Origin of the sequence: Paenibacillus sp. FSL H7-0943 (genome assembly GCF_037963265.1) — a bacterium.
GTDB lineage: Bacteria > Bacillota > Bacilli > Paenibacillales > Paenibacillaceae > Paenibacillus_AQ > Paenibacillus_AQ odorifer.
This window is the reverse complement of record NZ_CP150148.1, coordinates 3,441,861-3,462,534: the sequence shown is the minus strand read 5'-3', so window position 1 is coordinate 3,462,534 and position 20,674 is coordinate 3,441,861. Positions and strand designations below refer to the sequence as shown.

12 protein-coding genes are annotated in these 20,674 nt (G+C 47.9%); all 12 read right to left on the bottom strand.

What is annotated here, in order from left to right; genetic code table 11:
- Nucleotides 1-101 precede the first annotated feature (101 nt).
- A complete protein-coding gene (locus tag NSQ55_RS15155; RefSeq protein WP_248548290.1) occupies nt 102-1,532 on the bottom strand; it encodes an extracellular solute-binding protein in 1,431 nt (476 codons plus the stop codon).
- Nucleotides 1,533-1,674: 142 nt separating this feature from the next.
- Nucleotides 1,675-2,559, bottom strand: a complete 885-nt coding sequence (locus NSQ55_RS15150; RefSeq protein WP_051490964.1) for a carbohydrate ABC transporter permease — start codon at nt 2,557-2,559, stop codon at nt 1,675-1,677.
- A gap of 5 nt (nt 2,560-2,564) precedes the next feature.
- Nucleotides 2,565-3,497 carry a sugar ABC transporter permease gene (locus tag NSQ55_RS15145; RefSeq protein WP_339167771.1) on the bottom strand — a complete coding sequence of 311 codons (933 nt, stop codon included), beginning with the start codon at nt 3,495-3,497 and terminating at the stop codon, nt 2,565-2,567.
- Nucleotides 3,498-3,707: 210 nt separating this feature from the next.
- Nucleotides 3,708-5,813 carry a hypothetical protein gene (locus NSQ55_RS15140; protein ID WP_339167769.1) on the bottom strand — a complete coding sequence of 702 codons (2,106 nt, stop codon included), beginning with the start codon at nt 5,811-5,813 and terminating at the stop codon, nt 3,708-3,710.
- The gene (locus NSQ55_RS15135) at nt 5,806-8,454 is read right to left on the bottom strand and encodes a glycoside hydrolase family 2 TIM barrel-domain containing protein (RefSeq protein WP_339167767.1); all 2,649 of its coding nucleotides are present in this window, start codon (nt 8,452-8,454) and stop codon (nt 5,806-5,808) included. The genes NSQ55_RS15140 and NSQ55_RS15135 overlap by 8 nt, the downstream gene beginning before the upstream one ends.
- Before the next feature lie 840 nt (nt 8,455-9,294).
- On the bottom strand, nt 9,295-12,099 hold the full coding sequence (locus NSQ55_RS15130) for a glycoside hydrolase family 2 TIM barrel-domain containing protein (RefSeq protein WP_339167765.1): 2,805 nt from the start codon (nt 12,097-12,099) through the stop codon (nt 9,295-9,297).
- Between the two features lie 10 nt (nt 12,100-12,109).
- Nucleotides 12,110-13,714, bottom strand: coding sequence for a helix-turn-helix domain-containing protein (locus NSQ55_RS15125; protein ID WP_076218968.1), 1,605 nt, complete (start codon nt 13,712-13,714; stop codon nt 12,110-12,112).
- Nucleotides 13,714-15,504: a sensor histidine kinase gene (locus NSQ55_RS15120; protein WP_339167759.1), complete on the bottom strand. Its 1,791-nt coding sequence runs from the start codon at nt 15,502-15,504 to the stop codon at nt 13,714-13,716. Before NSQ55_RS15120 ends, NSQ55_RS15125 begins: the two co-directional genes overlap by 1 nt.
- A gap of 102 nt (nt 15,505-15,606) precedes the next feature.
- On the bottom strand, nt 15,607-17,292 hold the full coding sequence (locus NSQ55_RS15115; protein WP_339174348.1) for a hypothetical protein: 1,686 nt from the start codon (nt 17,290-17,292) through the stop codon (nt 15,607-15,609).
- 30 nt (nt 17,293-17,322) lie between these two features.
- Nucleotides 17,323-18,219, bottom strand: coding sequence for a carbohydrate ABC transporter permease (locus NSQ55_RS15110; protein ID WP_339174345.1), 897 nt, complete (start codon nt 18,217-18,219; stop codon nt 17,323-17,325).
- A 6-nt stretch (nt 18,220-18,225) separates the two neighbouring features.
- Nucleotides 18,226-19,119 (bottom strand): ABC transporter permease subunit, encoded by an 894-nt coding sequence (locus NSQ55_RS15105; protein WP_081383282.1) that lies wholly within the window; start codon nt 19,117-19,119, stop codon nt 18,226-18,228.
- Between the two features lie 207 nt (nt 19,120-19,326).
- Entirely contained in the window at nt 19,327-20,673 is a 1,347-nt protein-coding gene (locus NSQ55_RS15100; protein ID WP_076125544.1) for an LLM class flavin-dependent oxidoreductase, read from the bottom strand.
- Nucleotide 20,674: the final 1 nt, after the last annotated feature.

The following is a 20,674-nucleotide window of genomic DNA, read 5'->3' as shown; positions in this document are numbered from 1 at the left end:
GTTATGCATATCTCCTTTATCTCATTTAAGTAGTTAAGGCAATCTACGCAGAAACGGCATCGCCGCCCTTCAGAAGGACGACGTCGCCGTTGGTCTACGTTTTATTTAACCTTATCGAGATAATCACGTTGGAATTCTTCGGCAGCCCTATCCAAGATCTGTTGCGGATCTGCGTTCTTGTCCGTCAGTACGGTTTGCAGTACGATATCCAGCTTTTGGTACAATTCCTGTGCGTTGACTGGTTCTTCCGCCCGCATGCCTTTGCTGCCATTGTCCATATAATCACGGAACAAATCCAGATTGACGTTGTTGTATTTGTCGAGAATCTTTTGTTCTTCTCCAATCCGTTTCTCATCAGTCCAAATCCGCAGCCCGTAAGGCCCTACGATCAGCCCTTGATCGCTCAGTGTCTTCTTCTCAATATCCCAACCGGTCAGTGCCTCTTCAGAGGACTCTGGTGTAAATCCGTAGGTTTTTAGCCATTTGAATCCGGCATCAATCTGCTCAGGTGTTACATTAGGCGAGAACATATATAGGCCGCCACCGAGCAGGGTTACAGGTTTCCCGATTGGTCCTACTGGAAGCGCGGACATTGCCACATTGTCCTTGGACATCTTAGTCTGTTGCTGGATGACCGGTGACCAGTCATTCGTGCCGAAGCTCATAGCGACCTGATCGGTTCCGAACAAGCGGAACATATCGTTCGTAACATCGACCAGATTGTTGTCGGGCAGTACATCATATTTCCATTTTAAGTCCTTCACATATTGCAGGGCCGCTGCTGCTTCCGGCGAATTGAACACCGCCTGCCATTTCCCGTCTACCTGTTTTTCAAATTCTGCTCCGTATGCCCAGGCAATGTTCATGAACATCCAACCGCCTTGACCACTTTTTGTAGGCAAGAACATTCCGGCTTTACCGGTCTTTTGTTTAATAATCTGCGCAGTTTCTGCTAGCTCTTCATATGTTTTAGGAAATTTAGGAATCCCCTTGTCGTCCAGCAGTCCAGCCTCCTTGAAAAGATTCATATTGTAGAGCATACCGATGACGTATCCGTCCTTCGGAATCCCATAATACTTGTCGTCCTTGGTAACCATTTTCAGCAGATCTGGATTGATCGCCTTGTCGTAGCCATATTTTTTCATCGTATCCGTTATGTCAGCCGCGTAATTTGCCTTGATGATTTTGCTTGTTTCTGTAAAAAAGGTTTCGTATACCGTCGGAAGCTGGCCGCTGGCCGCTTTTGGCAGGAATGAGCTGACATCATACCCCCATTCATCTTTGTCCACAATAATTTCCGGATAATTGGCTTTCATCTTCGCCATGACCTGCTCATACTGGGCGATTTTGGCTTCCTCATTCGGCTTTGGCCAGTTACTGACCTTGATCGTCACCTGTTGATTGCCCGCTGTCTCCGTCTTTCCTCCGGCATTCTTCTCATTGGAGCCGCCTCCGCAGCCAGCCAGTCCGGCAGAAAAAAGCAGCGTAAGTGCCAGTGCAGCTGTCAGGTTCTTGGTGTGTCCTTTTTTCAATGTAATTCCCCCTAGTCTTATTGTTAAAGCATTCTTCGCAACATGTAAAGCGCTTTCTTTTTGAATCTGAAATCATCTTAACATGCACCTTCTGCAGCACCCTACGGGGCAAAACTGTGAAATGGTTTGTGATCGGGTGATGTTACCCTTTAATACTGCCGCCGAAGGATTGCCCGTTCATAATGTACTTTTGGAAAAAAATAAACAGGATAATCGGCGGCAGAATCGCAAACGTCAACGCAATAAACTGTATGTCCTGCGGCAATGTCGCCTTCAGATTGTAAATAGCCACAATGACCGACCAGGTCGATTTATCCTTCAGCACCATAAAGGGCCAGAAGAAGTCCTGCCAGACACTGTTCATCGTAAGGATTGTAATTGTAGCCATAACTGGTCCGCTGAGCGGGAGAATGACTCGAATAAAAATACCGATGGTGCTCGCTCCGTCAATTTTGGCTGCTTCCAGCAGCGCTTGTGGGATGGTATCGAAAAAGTTTTTGAAGATCAGAATTACCACCGGATTCACAGCAGCCATAAACCACATCGGCCAGTAAGTATTGGTCAGGTTCAAGTGCAACAGCGGAAAATCAATCAGATTCTTAAACAGCGGCACCATGCCCACTGTATTCGGCACCATCATGGTCCACACGATCAGTGCAAACAGCAGGGCACTGCCCCGCGGCTTCAGCTTGGAGAAGAAATACCCGGCCAGTCCGTTAAAAGTAAGGCAGAACAGTACAGAACCTGCGGCCAGATAAGCCGTATTCAGATAATAACTGAGGAAGTTAAACTCCTGCCAGGTCTCCCATAGCTTGCCAACATTGAACGAGCGGGGGATCAGGGTGGGCGGGATTGCATAAAACTCTTTGATGTCCTTCAGACTTGAGACCATAATCCAGACCGGAGGCAAAATACAGACAGCGGCCAGCACAATCATCAGAATGAACATGCACCAATACAGCAGGCGCACCCAAGGTGATCTGTATTCTATATTGCCGATAATGCCATATGCTTCTTTAGTTTTCATAGCTTCTACTCCCTGTTCAATTTCTTATCCAGCCGGAAATAAATAATGGTAAGCACCATCAGGACTAGAAAAGTAATAACCCCGAGCGCCATTGAATGGCCTGCTTCAAAACTCCGGAACGCATAATAATAGCTTTGCAGCATCAAGGTCATTGAGGCATTGTTCGGTCCACCCTCAGTCATTACTAGGGGTTCATTGAAGATCTGGAATACACCGCTGATCTGCAAAATCATCATCAGTCCGATCATGCTAGAGATTTGCGGAATGGTGATACTTTTGAATCTCCGCCATACATTCGCACCGTCAATAGAGGCTGCTTCGTACAGATCATGATTAATACTCTGTAGACTTGCCAGATAAAGCAGCACTGTTCCCCCGAAATTTCGCCAGGTAATCGTGAAGATAATCAGCATTATCGTCATTTGCGGATCCTGAAGCCATTGCTGCACCGGAAATCCCATGGCACCCAGCATAATATTCAGCACGCCACCCTTTCCGGGCTCAAACAAAAACATCCATAACATCGAAGCGGCAATGCCGGGAACCATACTCGGAAAAAAGACCGAAAAGCGAAAAAATGACTTCCCATGTCTCAATTCATTAATCACGACAGCGACAATAATGGGTACGGCAAAACCGATCAGTAGTGACCAGAACACATACACAAAAGAGTTGGTCAATGTCTGTTGAAACGTCGAGTTCTGTATAACATCCTTGTAATTCTGCAGTCCGGCGAAACTTACGGCATTATAACCCTCAGTATTGAAAAAAGAGAGCACAATGCCCTTCACGAGCGGCTGCCAGGAAAAAAAGAAAAAGGCAAACAGTGTGGGTACAATTAATATCCAGGATGACCAATCTTTGAATAAACGCCGTACAGGATAACCTTTCTTTTTCTCTGTCATTAAAGGATTTAGTTCACTGGTTTTTCCAATCATGCTCCTGTCCTTCCTTCCTCCCGGAATCAAGCTTTAATCCGGTCAGGCGTTGTATAGTTGTTATACCTAAATGATAGCGCTTCCTACTGAGCGCCGAAATCCGGTAACCCTGCGAAAGCGTTTGTAAAGCTACTTATTTGTTGGCAAAAAAAAGCAGTGCACGCACCGGAATGGCCGCACACCGCTTATGTTCATGTTATAGTGAATCGTTTAGGCCTCACTTAACCCTGCGCTGATGCAGAGGACGGCCGCTTCCGCCCGAAACGCTTCGCTCGCCGGATTGGGCTGCTCCTCCAAAATACGAAGCACCGACTGAGGCTCTACGCCGGGCTGTGGCACACGGGAGGGAGAAACTACGCTCCACTTCTGCTCACCCTTGAGCCTGTATGACAGCTCATAAAGATAAAAGCCCGCATGTTGTCCGTCAGTGAGCTGGCTTACGCCATCCTGCCACGAGCAGAGTTCAAGCGGATGCTGTTTGTTCGGCAATACACCGGACGCCAGTGTGATGCGCTCATTTCGAACTACCTGCTGCTTCTGTTCCCAAGCCTGCTGATCTAGGATTCCCAGATCCAGGCGGTATTCCATTCCCGGCTCTCCATAAAGAGTCCAAGCCACAGGGCTACCCACCGCTACGAACTTAGGTGCTTCCAGAAAAACGGGTTGATGAGTTGGGACAAAACGTTCGGTCTGCTCCCACTCTCCCGCAGCCGGACTGCGTCTGCGATAATGCACCGTGCCCGTGAATTCGAGCTCCTGTTCCTGTAGCAGAGCTATTAGACATAGAGTAGCTTGCTCGTAAAGATCCGTGCAGTTGTTATGGCCGAAGCGGTATCCGATCTCATGGCGAAGCGGTATCCCGTGACTCCGAACCAAAGCCGCGAAGGAAAAGCTGAAGCGGCTAAGGGTAAAGGCATCATGCGTGCCATGGTTAATCAGCAGCTTTGTGCCACTCGCTTTAAGACCCTCCAGAAAAAATTCGGATTCCAGTCCGGTCGTTTCCTTTAGACTTGCAGAGTCAATAGTTCCCGTCAGAGTCTGTAGCAGAGTCTCGATTCCCGTGCTGCCGTTCTGTGGATGCTGCCAATCTTTCTTCCAGATTTCCCGGTAACCGGTGTCTACTTCCGCCACATGCCAGATCAGTGGGCAAGCTCCTTCGGCAAACTCACGGGTAAGCCCGTTCAGAATCAACGGCGGTGCATAACACAGTGTGTAGCGCACCCGGTAGGGTAAGCAAAGCGGATTGCCTCCAGCCAGCAGCGCAGTTAAGCCGCCGCGCGAACCACCTACAGCCACTACCTGCTCTGCATCACCGCCATAACTTTCTTGACCTCTGGTAATTGCCGCCCCAATACCAGCATAGATGGAGCCTTGCAAGGAACGGCTGCCGATATATCCTCCTCCGTTCCACAGAATGCCGACAACGCCTTTGCCGGTGCTGGCCAGAGTCTTGCCGATGATTTCCAGAAATGAGGGACCTACCGTGCTTAAGGTATTCTCATTGGCATCATAATAACCATTGAACAACAGTGGATATCCCTTAACATTTGCCGCGCTCCAAAAGGGCGGCAGAATATAGGAAGCAAGGCTATGCTGGTCATTCTCTGTAACTAGCAGACTGCCGCTGATGAGCTGAAATACAGGCGCATTGCTTAAAAGTGCAGCATTGTCTGTGGATGCATTGCGGAAAACCACCGGAAATCCGAAGGTCTTAAGGATGCGGTCGCTCAGGGAAACTGCAACTAGATCATCTACAGCATAGAGACTGTAGCGGTCACCGATATAATGCTCGAATTGCGGAGTTTTAAGATTCTTATTCCCCTCGTTGCCTCCGAAAAGCTGATGATCTTCCGTATTGTATACATAAGGGCTATCTGGGTCGCTATTGTAGAGCCGCGCATGCTCGGAAACAACCTTTTCCCCGGCTTCGTCCATCCGCAATGTCCCTATGCCATCTGTTCCGCCATAACGGAAGCCTCCTTTTCCCTCAGCAACGCTATTATCCCAGTGAGACACTACAGGAAGCATATTGGTCAGCAAAGGACTGACTAATACAAATACACCCTCCTCTTTCTCGGAGATCTCTTCTGCTGCTTCAGCTTCAACAGTGTCTTCATGGAGGGTTGACCAATTCGCTTTCTGATAAGCTACTTCGCCGCCTCGCAAGCAAGCAAGCAGCAGTGGAGCGTTGTGCAGCCTTAAGTAATCAGCCACTGCTCTGCTAACAGGTATAGCGACAGGTGTAGATCCCTCGGCTTGAATAAACCGACTTAGCGGAACATATGCCTCCGGTACAAAACACAATGTTTTACTCACGATTTTTTTCTCCTCCAACCTGTATCATTCTGCTCTGTGCTGTTAGGAACGACATGAATCTAATTTCTGGCAAGCCATCTGTGATCCTATAATTTTCCCCAGACAGGAATCCTCCTGAGAGTTTAGGAGTGCAAGTAACCGTTACTGTTTTGGTCTCACCCGGAAAGAGGGTATGGAACTGCTCATCCGCTTCCATCCAGTAGCGGTCTCCCCTTTCCTCTGCATGTACATGCAGCAAAACTTCACTACCGGTATTTCGGACTGTAAAACGGGCCTGCTGGCTCTTCTCCTGAGCACCCGTCGGCTGCCATAAACTCTCCTGACGCACCTCAAGATTGCCTCCTATAAGTGCAAGCGCGGGAGCATATGGATGCTTTTTATTGGTAGAGAATACATATAAATTCTGCTGTGGTGCTTCATCGCCGTCCTGGTAGGACAATCTGACGAAATATAAAGCATCCTCATGCTCTGGCACGTTGAAATTCAGCACCCCAGCGCCGACAGCCTGATCTTTGTTTCCCTCTGCCTCAAATGATTGCTGATAGATGCACCGTCCGACTGCATCGAAGACTTCCGCGTCGACTTCTACCCTGTGTCCATTTCCTCCATGCACGTATACATCTCCCTGAAATCCGGTGCTTGGTGTAAGCAGTAGACTGCGGTAGTCCAGCGAAACATGTAGCGGACGGAAGGCAGATTTCACCCAATGGTAGGCCATCTTCGTTTCACCGTAATAATCGACAAGGTTAGTGCAGGACACATTCGGCCACGGCTCGTTGAATTGCCAGACAATGCTGCCGCTGTTTCGGAACTTACGGCGGCGGTTAGCCTCCAGCACGAACCGGATTCCTTCCGCCTGTATCCACTGGCTGCAGGCAGAGAACTGCTCCAAATCTGTCATGCTGCCGAACATTTCTTCTTCACGGCTCAGCGTATCCCACCACTCCCCGTGATGTCTCCATATCGCGTTGTTCTCCATAGAAACCGGTCGCCGGTTGGTCTCACTCAGAAATTTCTCCAGACTTTTGAGAGAACTCAGACCGTCCACCCCAAATTCGCTGTGCAGCAGATTATCGTTGCTGCCATATAACTCGTAGTGATAAGGATTTCCCATATACTTCCAGTAACCGTGTACATCATGCCCCTGACCTTTTGCATCCGTAATATATTCTACCGGGCCGGATGCTGAGGTCGGTAGGAAGAGTCGCTGCGGATCATACTGTTCTACCAGTTCTTTCAACATCGCCAGATTGGAATCGCTGCTGTCGGAAGGCTTATTTGTCTCACTCATTAATTCATTGCCGCCGCTCCATACCGTTAGCGATACATGATTGCGTTTGTCACAGAGCGCTGTGCAGGCAGTCTTGTGAAGCAGCTCCAGAAACTCCGGCTGCTTCGAAGGGATATTGTCAATACCTGAACTGGACTGAATGAACTCCTGCCAGACCATAATGCCGTTCACATCACATAAGTCGTAAAAAGCCTTTTTCTCAATGATTCCACCGCCCCATACCCGAACGAGATTAATATGAGCTGCTTTCATCAGACGAATCATCTTTTGATATTGTTCAACCGTTACATTCCCGTAGAGATGGTCCAGAGGGGTCATATTTACCCCTTTCATATAGATCTTGCTTCCGTTAATCACCACTGTATATGGTAGGGCGTTGTCTGGACTGTCTACATTGTGGATATAATCGAGCTTGCGAATGCCCGTTTGAAAGCTCTGGGTATCCAACTCCGTTCCAGCTTCATCCAGTAGCTTTAGTTCAAGATTGTACAGTGGCTGCTTTCCATAACCGTTTGGGTACCATAGCTCAGGTTCGGGTATTTCCAGCTCCGCGTTCAGAAGCTCTCCAGCTCGAACTAGTCGCGATTGAACCAGCAGCGGATTCCCCTCCGGATCAGCACAGGTGATGCACGCTGTCAGTGTCCCATCATCTTCAGAGCCAGCCATTCGCTTGATTCCTGCTTGAATGGTAATTCGACCAGACGAGATCTGATTTCTATCGTTCTCGCCAAACTCCGCATCTGTAGTGATCGACACATCATCCCAAGAGCACTGTTGATGTACCCTCAATACCACATCATCCCAGATTCCGACATTGACCAACCGGGTAGAGAAATCCCATTTATAATTAAAACGGCTCTTCTGCGTGAAGGTAGCCGAGGTTTTGCCGATTTGCCCCATTTCATCTGGCGCCTGCTTCAACAGCACTGAAATTTCAAGGCTTTCCCGCCCGGAGAGCAGGTCTGTAACATCAAATACAGCCGGCTCGAACATACCTTTATGTTCACCCAGCAGTAAATGATCAGCGTATACCGAGGCTTCATAGTCCAGTCCCTGAAAGACCAGTTCAACTCTGGCTGCTCTCAGCTCAGGCTGCTTCAAGGTCGTACGGTAAACCCACCAGCGGTTCTCCACCCATTCACAACTCAGGCTATTTAACTCTTGATAAGGGTTGGTAATCCAGCCCTGTCTGAAGAGATCATAGTGAACTCCACCCGGCACAGTGGCAGGCATCCAGTCCGTAACCCCCATCAATTCCTGTCCCAGCTCCATACTCGTGCCCTTTAGCGGAACCCAAGGCCAATACCCTTTGACTTCCCACTTCAAATCGTTCAATAGAATTTCATTCATGTCTTCTCCCGTTCCCCCAAACCCTGCTAAATTTGGCGCTGTTCCTGACGATGAGCGGCTCTGGCGCCATTCGTTAATGCGCTTACAACTTTAGGTGTGCAGCTTCATTACCAATGATAGCACCGGGTTAATGTTTTCAAAGGTCTCCAACCCTGTGAAATCGTTTGTAAAACTGCTCAGTTGCTGATAAACACAAACAACCCCTCTAGGCTGGAGTGAGGGTTATAAGCAATCATCTATAGAGGTGACTTTTTAAGGCTTGTTTTGTTTCGGAGCCTCTGACTCCCGTGCTTTACCAATACGTGTAATACGTCGAACGCGAAAAATGGAGTTCCCTTCAGCCGCGAAAGGCGGCTTGGTGAACTCCTTTACTTTTTGTTCGATAGAAGTTTTAAGAACTATTGCAACAATGTAGCACCACCTATCGGACATAGATGACGCTAAAAGCAGTATTATTGTACTTTTGGTGGGCTAACGGTCCCCATAGCCACTATCTGTATGAAATACAACACATATGGACCTCTTTTTAAGCAATAGCGTCACTGGAGTCCGAAATGTTGTTCAAAAGGCTGAAAATTAGCAAATAGTGTCATCTGGGTCCGAAACCCTCAGAGACTCAGATAACGATGACACAGTTGAAGCTGGCGGCTACCAATAAACTAAAAGCAGCAAAAAACTAAGAGCAGCGAATCTCTCTTTATTATGAGAAACGCTGCTCTAGAGTTTTTTACGATGAAACCTTCTGTCTTACTCAATAAAAAAGTAGTTTTTAGTATAGCGCCCTTGGACTGTTCATCCATATAAAATGCGATAAGTAGCTCAGTAATCGCCTGCCTCTGCCTATTGGATCAGCTCTAGAAGCTCCGCAACATTGGCCTTGTACTGTGGTTTGAAATCGTCTGATTTCATATAACCCGCAAGGCTGGATAAGAACTGTCTACCTTCCGGCGTATCGCTAACCTTAACAGCATCCAATGCGCATATCAGCAGGTTGCCTGCTCCTACACTGCATTCCACTAGGAAACTCAGCTTATGATTGCGTTCAAAATTATCGATAGTCTGCACAACGGGATTCCAATCGCGGTCAGCTGCATCCATGATGAGCGATTTCGAATTCTCAACAATACTCCACCAAGGATAGGTAGAATATTCCTCGCTCGGGAACTCACGAAGCACCGGGTGCTTGTTATCAATCAACAGCCCCATAGTACCAATGGGTACTGGCCGGTTCATGCTCTCTGAGATCGAGCGGAACATTGGATAACACCAGAAATCTGTGCAGTAATAACCTTCAACAGCATTTTGGAGAGATTCCGGGTTCGGCATAAGCAGCACATTCTCACCTTGCTCCAGCAATGCAAGCGCATTATCAGATAGCTTGTCGAAGACATGGACACCCTCCAGCATGTTGCCACTCTTCACTGGATAAATCCACAGGTCGTAGCTCTTACGGATATCTGTTCCCTGTATGGAGAGGGATAATACGATAGTACTCATCCGTTCAACTACAGGTAGTTTTATTGCCAGATCGCAGATATCGATATAATTCGTTCCTGCAGGTACGTCCACCTCGGTTGAACCTGAGGCGAGTATACCGTAATCCTCGGTAAGCTCCCAATGCAGTTCAAATGTACTCGGCATACCACTGCGGAAACAGCTCAGTTCGACATGGGCATCGAACGTTTCACCAGAGACATAGTTATACTTGGGAAATCTCGCCAACAGAACGGCATCATTACAAAAAGTTCTCCAGTCCTCAGCACTTATCATTCCTTTGGAATCCATAAAGGCGTCGAGGACACCCACCAGCGCCGTTCCCTGGCCACTGAAATCCTGCAAATCAAGCAGTTGGAAACCCGCAAGCCGCCGGGAGCGGAATGCCGCCTCGAGTTCCTCTTTGTAGCAAGCTACTGCCAGTTGCCCCGAGTATTCGAAATATTTGGCAGCCAAATGACCCAGCCCTTTACTTTCCAGTCGTTCACGGAAAATTATGAAATTCTCAGCTTTGAGCGGACCGTTGTATTTATCGATTTCCTCATAATTAGGATAGGTAGCATACTGTCCGATCTCATGCGAGATTACCGGAATGTGCGGTATCCATTCTGCGGAAGCGTCTCCAGCCTTCACCGTCTTGGCCTCCGTACCATACTGGATCTGGATCTCTCCGCCAGCGGCAGCTTCCATCCCCTCTCCGTTGAAGAAATCCTGAGGGACGATCTGATCGTCATAGTCTTTCATCGTGCCTGGCAGATCAATCTGGACATGACCTAATGGAGCATCACACATCGCATAGGAGCCTCTGAACAGCCGATCTCTGGAGAAGCGCACGCCGCTGAAGAAATCGTCATGTTCCAAAATTTCTGGCACCCATTGGTGGTTATTGGACCCCTGTGTATAGAGAATTCGGTTATCAAATGCTTTATAGTCCTTTAGGAAGGAATCAATCTTAGCTTTGCTGCCCCATAGCTCGTTGCCAAGCGACATCATCACGAAGGAGGGGTGATTGCCAAAAGCCTGGAGAATGGCATAGCCTTCGCTGATCAGATAGTCCTGCTCCGCCTGATTATGGCCCTCGTCGGTTTCTTCCGTGATTGTTCCCCAAAATGGAAGCTCTGGTTGCATGTAGATACCGAGCATATCCGCTGCGGTGAAAGCAGCTTCCGGCGGACAGCAGGTATGAAAGCGATAATGATTGATGCCGTAAGACTTGGAGATGCCCAGGATTCTTACCCATTCCTCGACGTCAGTCGGGGCATAACCGGTAAGCGGGAAGATTAGGCCGTCATGTTTGCCGCGGAGGAAGGTTTTTTGTCCGTTGATTGTAAACTTATCGCCCTCTGCCCGGAATTCCTTCAATCCAAAAACGAGCTCCTGTCGGTCCGTTATATATCCATCGCTGTCTTTCAAAACAAGGTTTATGTTATAAAGATTGGGAGCGCCTTCACTCCAGAGCAGCGCGTCTTGACCTAGCTCATAGTTGACGGAAAAACTACCCGGTGAGACTGGGTACTCCCGCTCGTCCACAGCATGTGTATTGTCGCTGTTGAAGCTCTGAGCAGACACTGTAAGTATAGATTCATTCCTGCTGTCCAAGGTTGCCGTGATTCGGACTGAGCGGGCTGAGAGATCCGGATCGAGCCGGATGCCGCTGAGCCGTGACTCACCATAGAACTGAAGCTCCATACGTCCGGTAATCCCGTTCCAGTTGGTTTGGGTATCCTGCGACGTTAAATGTCCACCTTTGGTTGGGTAACCAGTATTGTCCACGCGGATGGTGAGCGTATGATTCCCAGGTTGAAGCTGCGGCAACTCATATATATGTGGGGTATTTAGACTGTTACGGCTGCCTATTTCCTGATTGTCCAGCCATAGAGTCGTCAGCCTCGTGCGTTCCAAATATAGGAAGCAGACTTTGCCGGCTAGTTCTTCCGGAATGACGACCTCTTTTGAATACCAGACTTGCCCTTCAAACAAATACTCATCCGTTAATGCGCTTACTAAAACATCCTCGTTCTTCGAACCTTTGCGTGCGTAGGACGTTGTTCCCGGCAGTGTGATAACATCTGTAAAAGGCAATGCCAGTCCTTGATTTCCCTCATCCAATTGCAACTTCCATTCGCCTTCCAGGCTGATCTTTGTCTGCAAAATATCACTCCTAATAATGATAATCTCTGAACTCCTGAGGTGTAGTGCCGGTTGTTTTCTTAAAAAGGAAGGCAAAATAAGCCGCGGTTTGAAAGCCCACCTGTTCGGCAACCTCGTAGACCTTAATATTGGGGTCACGAAGCAGTTCCTTGGCTTTGTTCATACGCGCTTCCTGCACGAAGTCGGAAATCGTGCGGCCCATTTCTTTTTTGAAGAGCACACTTAAATAGCTGTGATTCAAGTGAAACTGCTCAGCAAGCTGCTTTACAGTCATGTTCTCATGCAGATGCTCCTCCAGTTGGCGGGCGACCCGCTGGATAAGGTTATGCTGCTGAGCGACCTGCTCTCTTTGATTAAGCTTAGCATATTGCGCCAAATATTCCAGTACGACCTTCCTGACTTCATCTACGCCTGTACAGTCGATCAACCGCTGCCACATGAGGATGTTCATCTCTGAATCCTTCTCATGTATACGCTTCAGTTTTCTGGCTAGTTCGCTAAGCAAACCCATTCCGAAAGCCTGCACATAGGAAAAGGATACAGGCTCTCGCGCAAGTAACACTTCGAAAGCATGATTGAAATAAGCGGAAGCTTTATCGCTCTCTCCTCTGTCCAGTAGCTTAACGATTTCCGGAATGTATTCTTCACGCAACCTGAAATCATGATATTCATTCATCAAGTTCCGGTCGAAATAAAGGATTTGTCCGTAGCCGGCCAGCCTGGCACCGGTCATCATATGCCTTACTTCCTTATACAGCAATGGTATTTCCGTCCAGAACAAACACTCTCTGCTGATTCCGACCGAGACGGAGGCTTTATACTGCTCTCTTAGGATATCTTGGATAAACGCAAGCTGCTTCTCAAGTCTTGCCCGCACCAATGGCGTTGCGTTCAGCACAATGACGGCCAGTTCATCCGCTCCTGTCTTCCCTATATAGGTACCGGAGAAACCAGATAGACCAGTCTTAACGCAGTTCAATAGCCCTTCGCTAAGCAGGATCCGATCCTTGGCATCATGCGGATTATCTAGGAACCTGCGGTCATATCCAAACAGGAATAAAGTTGCCTGCCATTCCCCATTAGGCAGATCCAGCAGGCGCCGCCAGGATTCGAGCAGCTCATCACTGTGGATCCAGCCTTCGACCATATCTTTGACGAAACGTTCCTGCAGCACCTCATAGCTCTCTGTAACTTTCTCCCTAAGTACAGTGGTTTCCTGTTCAATCTGTTTTTTCTTCTCAACTACTTCTCTGAACACAGCCAGTTTCATTTCGAGTTCTTCCGTCTTGATGGGCTTCAGAACGTAAGCTTTAGCTCCCAGATGTATAGCCTCCTGTACAAATTCAAACTCGTCATATCCACTGATCATCACAGTCTGTAAAGACTGGAGTGTCGGATAATCCGCTCTGCATCTGGCGAGCAGTTCGATCCCTGTCATACCTGGCATCGAGACGTCAGCGATCAGCACATCCACAGGAGTTTCTCCTAGAATCGTTAGTGCTTCTTCACCAGATAATGCAGTTAACGGTTCCTCATACCCCAGAGCTTTCCAGCCAATATGACGAAGAAGCCCTTGAATCTGCATAGGCTCGTCGTCGACAATTAATGCCCGCATTAAGCTCCATCCCCCTTTTTTATCTCAGGACTTTCCTTGCAAACAGGGATATCAATGGTTACACAAGTCCATTCGTCTTCTACACTTTCAATCTCAAAGCGGCCCTCTGTGCCAAAATACAATGCAAGACGTTCACGGATATTGTTCATCCCGAATCCGTTTTGCGTACCCGTGTAGCTGCCGGCACGGATCTGTTCCAGCTTCTCACTGCCAATCCCTTTTCCATTATCAAAAATCTGAAACTGCACCGTATTCTCCACTCGTTTGATCGTAATTTGTATAAAAGCATGAGTTCTAGTTGTGATGCCCCCGTGCAGATAACAGTTCTCGACCGTTGGCTGTAGGATCAGCTTAATGCTGTACAGGTCAAGAACGTCCGGCTCTACCAGCCAATCTACGGATACCTGACCGGGATAACGCAGCTGCTGAATTTCGATATACGCCTTAAGATGCTCAATTTCGTCACGGATCAGCGTCACATTAACCCGGTTATTGAGTGCCAGCCGATAGAATGTCGTCAGCGCATCTATGGTTCGGATTTGCAATTCGTCCTGCTGATCTAATGCCCGCCAACGGATCAGACTTAGCGAATTATAGATGAAATGAGGGTTAATCTGTGCCTGCAACGCCCTGAATGATTGCTCCCGCTCTTTGAGCATGGCCTCTGTATGTTCTTCGACCAGTTTTCTCAAACGGCCAGACATGGAATTGAACAATATCTCAAGCTCACCCAGCTCATCGTTGTCACGGTTTCTCACTGTAACTTCGAAATAGCCCTGTGAGATATCTGTCATCCTGGTGCCCAGCTTGCGGATCCGCCAAATCACATTTTTAAGTACAATCATGATTAGAAAGATGGACAGCAGCAGGAAAAAAGCAATACCTGCTCCGATATAGTACATAATCCGCGTAGACTGCTCCTCCAGTCGGTCAAGATGCACAAGTGCGGCAACCGTCCAGCCAGACTTAATCTCCTGAGTGATCAGCATCATCCCGCTTTTTGTCGCTGAGGTTTCCAACGAGTTGTTCCAGTACTGACCTAAGGAGGATGAGGATAACCGGCTGCCAATTTCAGAGGGCTCCGAGGATGCAATAATGCGTTCGTTGTCGTCAACGATATACAATTCTCCGGCCCCTTCAAAAGGATGTTCGAACGATTCCATGAAGACACCGTTATAGTTCAGTAACAGGTACACAATCCCGTAAACATCTCCATACGCGTTCAGAATTTTATGGGATACCACTAGCTTAGTCCTGTCGTCAGCTGCATTAGTCCATACCAGATTGTCTGTTGTGCGAAGCATTTTCGTATACCAATCCCGCTCTCGAATTCCCGAAAGGCTCCGTTCTTCCGGCTTCCACAGAAGCCCTCCATCTTGCACTAGTGTATCGTTGGTATGATAGATTCGGAAATTCTCAATCCCTGGCAAGTATTTACTGGTGAGCAGGAAGGAACGGTCCACATAATTGACCGTACCCAATTGTTCATCGATATCCGCATAGTCCCTGGCTAATCTAGAGATCAGCTCACCATCCGTAGCCGTTCGGGTAGCCAGCAGATCATAGCTTTGCTTCCTGAATTCAATACTCTGCGCACTTTGCCGAACGGCTTCCCTGATCGTAAGCATATAATTGGCCCTCACCGTATGAAGCATCATGTACCCTGCACCTGCAGCCAGCAGTACGGTGGGGAGAAATACAATTAGTCCGTAGAATAATACAATTTTACTCCTCAGGTTCATGGAACGGGTCATACGGATGATCCATTTCTCTATTTGTTGTTTAATCATAGATTCCCCCCATGAAGTGCAAAGGGAGCCCCCTCCAAGTGAGAGGTGCTCCATTAATTTTTTATCGTTTACGATCCGCGACTGAAAGAGCGGCACGGTTGTCTATTGCAAGGCTGTTACTTCCTCCTTGTACGTATCCAGCCACTCCTGCTTGACTTCACTCCAGTGCCCACGCTTCTCTAGTGCTGCTTGGAAATCGCTCCAATTCTTTTCGAATTGCCCCTCGTCTTTGGCCATTAAAAGCTTGGCTCGATATTCCTTGCGGATATTTTCGATCTCCGGTGAATATTTCTCCCATGCGCCGCCCTGTTTCATCTGGAATAGATCATAAGGCTCTGCCACGCGGATCGTTCCCATTTTGCCGATAGCTTCAGTGAACTTAATGGTCTTAGCAGCTCCGGATTTTCCTGCATCCTCTGTGTTCCACCATGGGTACCATTCATTGCTGTAAGAGGCAGTCATGTAAAGCTCAGGGGTGACTTTAGCTTTTTGTGCGGTGTCTCCGGAATTGCGGCTCGTCTTGTAGGTTTCGTCTGTGAATTTCCATTTGCCCAACGGTTGATCAATCCAATCCCAGTATAATCCCGCCGGTCCTTCATTAATGACCTGCTGCTGCTCGGGTTTTGGCTGCAAGGTATAATCGAAGAATTTCAGAATAGCTTCCAGATTTTTAGTTTTTTCACTAACATAGACATCATAGCCTGGATTCGGATTGGTAACCTGGTTAATTCCGACTTTCTCTACACCATCCACTTTAGGAAAAGGGATCGCTTCGTAAAACCACCCTGGCTCTGTTGGGCCGTCCAATGTCTCCCAGGCTGAGGCAGGAATGTTCCAGAAGCTGCCGACATTGAAGGCAATACGACCCGATTTGTTCTTTTCTGTATACTGTTCTCTTTTGCTGGTGACGACCTCTGGATCGATCAACTTCTCCTGGTACATCTTGTTCATCCATTGATAAGCTGCTTTATAATTGGGATCGTCGTAAGCGAATACAAAATCATCGCCGCGTTTGTCAACGCCATTACCTGCTGTAGTCACCCCGAATGCTGTCAAAATCGCGTTTTCATCGCTCCAGCCCAGATTATCACTAGTGTCCATCAGGAATGATAGAGGAATAAGCGATTTGCCGGAAGCATCCTTCTCTTCTGCAGCTTTCCGAAGGAAGGTCTCAACTCCTTCTAACGTTGCTAAGTCCTCTTTGGTCATACCTGTTTTCTCCAGCACATCACTTCTGACAATCCAGGCTTGAGATGCCCAGCCTGGCCACGGATCTTCCGGGTTTTGGTCAAACCAGGTAGGAATGGACCAGATATGGCCCTCATTATCCTTCATAAGTTCCAGATACTGCTTTGGAATAGACGCCAGTCCTGGATATTTGTCAGGCATGTCGAAATACTGCTCTAGCGGCATAAGCTGTTTCGACCGGTTCATCGCGCTTTTGACCGTTTCGTTTCGGCTGAAGATAGCTGCATCTTCAAAGCCGCCTGTGTTTATCTTCAAATTAAGTGCAGTCATTGCGTCGCCTTGAGTGGTTTCCAGCTTCACATTTACTCCAGGCTCCTGTTCACGCCAATATTTCTGGACCAAACTATCATTATTGATGGTTGCCGTCCATCCAAGCCAGAGATTAAAGGAAGTCGAGCCACTGGCGGGCTGGTTACTTGACGTTTCATTGTCGCTTCCAGGCTTGTTCGCAGTATTCCCACCTGATCCGGAGCATCCGGCAATAGACATCAGTAAGGTTGCTGCAGCCAAAGCGGCTAGACCCGTTTTTTTGAATATCATTGATTTTTCCCCCTGTTCTATTATTGAAAATCAACCTTTTACTGACCCTACAAGAACTCCTTTCACAAAATATTTCTGCAGGAACGGATACACGCACAGGATGGGGATTGCACTCACCATAACGACTGCCATCTTAATCGACATCAGTGTAATGTTCTGCATTTGTGAGCTTCTCGCCAAAGCCTCTTGATTGGTATTCGAGCCAAGGACAGCGGATAAATCCTGTGCAGCGAGCAATTGCTGCAGGAAGGTCTGCACCGGAATCAGGTTCTGCTTCGTGACGAAGAAAGCACCGGCGAACCAGTCATTCCAGTGTCCCACTGCGGTAAACAATCCAAGTGCGGCAAGCATAGGTTGAGAGAGTGGAATAATAATCTGAATCAGAGTACGAACAGGACCGGCTCCATCTAGTTCAGCGGATTCTACCAGAGCTTCAGGGATTCCCTGTATAAACTTCAGCATGACAAACATGTTCCAGACCGAGAACAGCCCGGGGAAAATATACACCCAGAACGTGTTGATAAGCCCGAGATTATTAAGTTGAATATAGAAAGGAACCAGTCCTCCACTGAATAACATGGTTAAAAGAACATAGCCTAGTATCGTGCTTCTTAATGGAAGACCGCGGTAGGACAAGCCAAAGGCCACCAGAAGTGTGACGATAAGTCCTGCAAATGTGCCAATGACTGTCCTAGCGATTGTAATTAGATAAGACTGGCGGATAATCTCATTTCCTAATACAATCTCATAATTAATTAATGTGAAATTCTTGGGCCATAGATACACGCCACCTTTGGCCGCACTTGCACCGTCATTCAGTGAGATAGCCAGCATGTACAGGAATGGATATAGTACAGACAAGCACAGACCGACCAGTACTATGACGATGACGTATTGAGCTATTTTTTCACCTCTGCTGAGCTTCATATACCATCACCATAATCCTTCACCATTTATTTTTCTGGATAACTGATTAGTCGAAACAACCAATATCAAACTGATCACTGAGGATAACAATCCCACTGCGGTCGCCATCCCAAAATATCCCTGCTGCAATCCGTTGCGGATGATATACGTATCCAGTACATCCGCGACCCCTTGATTAGCAGAATTCATCAGCGGATAAATCTGATCCATCCCTACTGAAATCAGGCTTGGGATACTCAGAATTAGCACAATCGATATTGTCGGTAGAATACCCGGGAAGGTGATATGCCGAATCTGGGCTAGCTTTCCTGCACCCTCTACTTTGGCGGATTCATACAATTGCGGATCAATCGTTGTGATCGCAGCCAAATAGAGAATCGTGTTCCAGCCGGTCTCTTTCCACAAGCCGCTTAATATAACCATGGGCCGGAACCACTCCGTGGAACCTAGAAAAAACACAGGATCACCGCCTGCTTTCTCGATGAACTGATTGACCAGCCCACCATCCAAAGTCAGAAAAGACTGCAGGATGTAAGCGACTACAATCCATGAGAAAAAATGTGGCAAATAGCTGACCGATTGCACGAATCGCTTAAATACAGGCCGGGTTACCTCGTTAATCACCAGTGCCAGTAGAATCGGTGCCGGGAATCCGAAGATGAACTTAAGCACAGATATATATAACGTATTTTTGACGACAGTTAAAAACTGGGGATCTTGCAGGAAAGAAAAGTTGTCTAATCCCACCCATGTGCTGTTCCAGATCGAGGTGCCAATCTGAAAGTCGCGGAAGGCGACCTGAATCCCTGCCATCGGAATATAGCTGAACAGAAATAGCAACAGCACTCCCGGAAGAATCATTAAATATTGCCATCGGTACTTGTAGAACTTAGCGTACAATTTACATCCCTCCTTGATATTTCTATCATAAGGTGCAGCGGGAACCCTGCCTATATAACAGTGATTGGTTATCTATTGCTCTGATTGGTTCTTTAAAGCGCTTACGTTGTTAGACAAGCTCCGCGCGCACGCAAATAAACGCAGCCTTAAACGGCTGCGTTACATTTTTTATGACGAAAGCTAATTATTCGATTCAAATTATTATTGTTAATGTACGGCTTTTTGCCCTACCGGTTGTGAAGCCTTGGAATAGCGGTTCTCTGGCAATGGAATACCGAGATTTCCACGCAGGGTGCTACTTTCGTATTCAGTGCGGAACAGGCCCCGCTCTTGCAGAATCGGCACTACCCGATCGACGAATTCCTCCAGTCCATTAGGAACAGCAGCTGCGATCATAAATCCGTCTGCTCCTCCACCCTCAAACCAGGTTTGAATCTGATCAGCCACTTGCTCAGGTGTGCCAATAAAGCTGCTGCGCGGGGTAGCGGATTGTAAGGCGACCTGTCTTAGTGTTAAGCCTCTCTCCTTCGCGTCCTTTTTGATTTTATCCGTGCCGCTCTGAAAACTATTGCGCCCCAACTCACCAAGCTCAGGGAACGGTTCATCCAGCGGATATTGCGAGAAATCATGATGCTCGAAGAATCTGCCCAAATAGTTCAGTGCATTCTCAATCGTCACGAGACCAGCAACCTCCTGATATTTGCGCTCTGCTTCCTCTGATGTGTCGCCAATGATTGGTGCAATACCAGGAAAGATCAGCACCTCATTCGGATCCCGGCCAAATGAAGCTACCCTTGTCTTAACGTCGCTATAGAATGCCTGGGCATCTTCTAGCGTTTCGTGGCCAGTGAAGATAGCATCCGCTTCCTTTGAGGCGTAATTTTTACCAACTTCTGAGGAACCTGCCTGAAACACTACTGGCTGCCCCTGCTTCGAACGAGCAATATTGAGCGGTCCTTTCACGGAGAAGAACTCTCCTTGATGGTCCAGGGTATGCATTTTTTGCGGATCGAAGAATACACCTGTTTCTTTGTCTCGAACAAACGCATCATCCTCCCAGGAATCCCATAATCCGCGGGTCACCTGCAAATATTCGGTAGCAATACGGTAACGCTTGCCATGGTCAGGATGCTCTGTTTTGCTATAATTCGAGGCAGAGCCTTCCAGCGGTGAAGTCACCACATTCCAGCCGGCCCGGCCACCGCTGATTACATCCAGTGAGCCGAATTGACGCGCGACGGTAAACGGTTCACTGTAGGAGGTGGACAGGGTACCAACCAGACCGATGTTGGTGCTGACGGCGGCGAGTGCGCTAAGAATGGTCAGCGGTTCAAACCGGTTAAGGAAATGCGGAATGGACTTTTCATTAATGTACAAACCGTCTGCGATGAAGATCAGATCCAGCTTGCCTTCTTCTGCCTTCTGTACCCACGCTTTGTATAATTCAAAGTTTACACTTGCATCCGGCTTAGCATCAGGATGGCGCCACATCGACGTGCTGCCTCCTACTCCATGCAGCAGTGCGCCTAGCTTCAGTTGTTTTGGTTTGGTCATG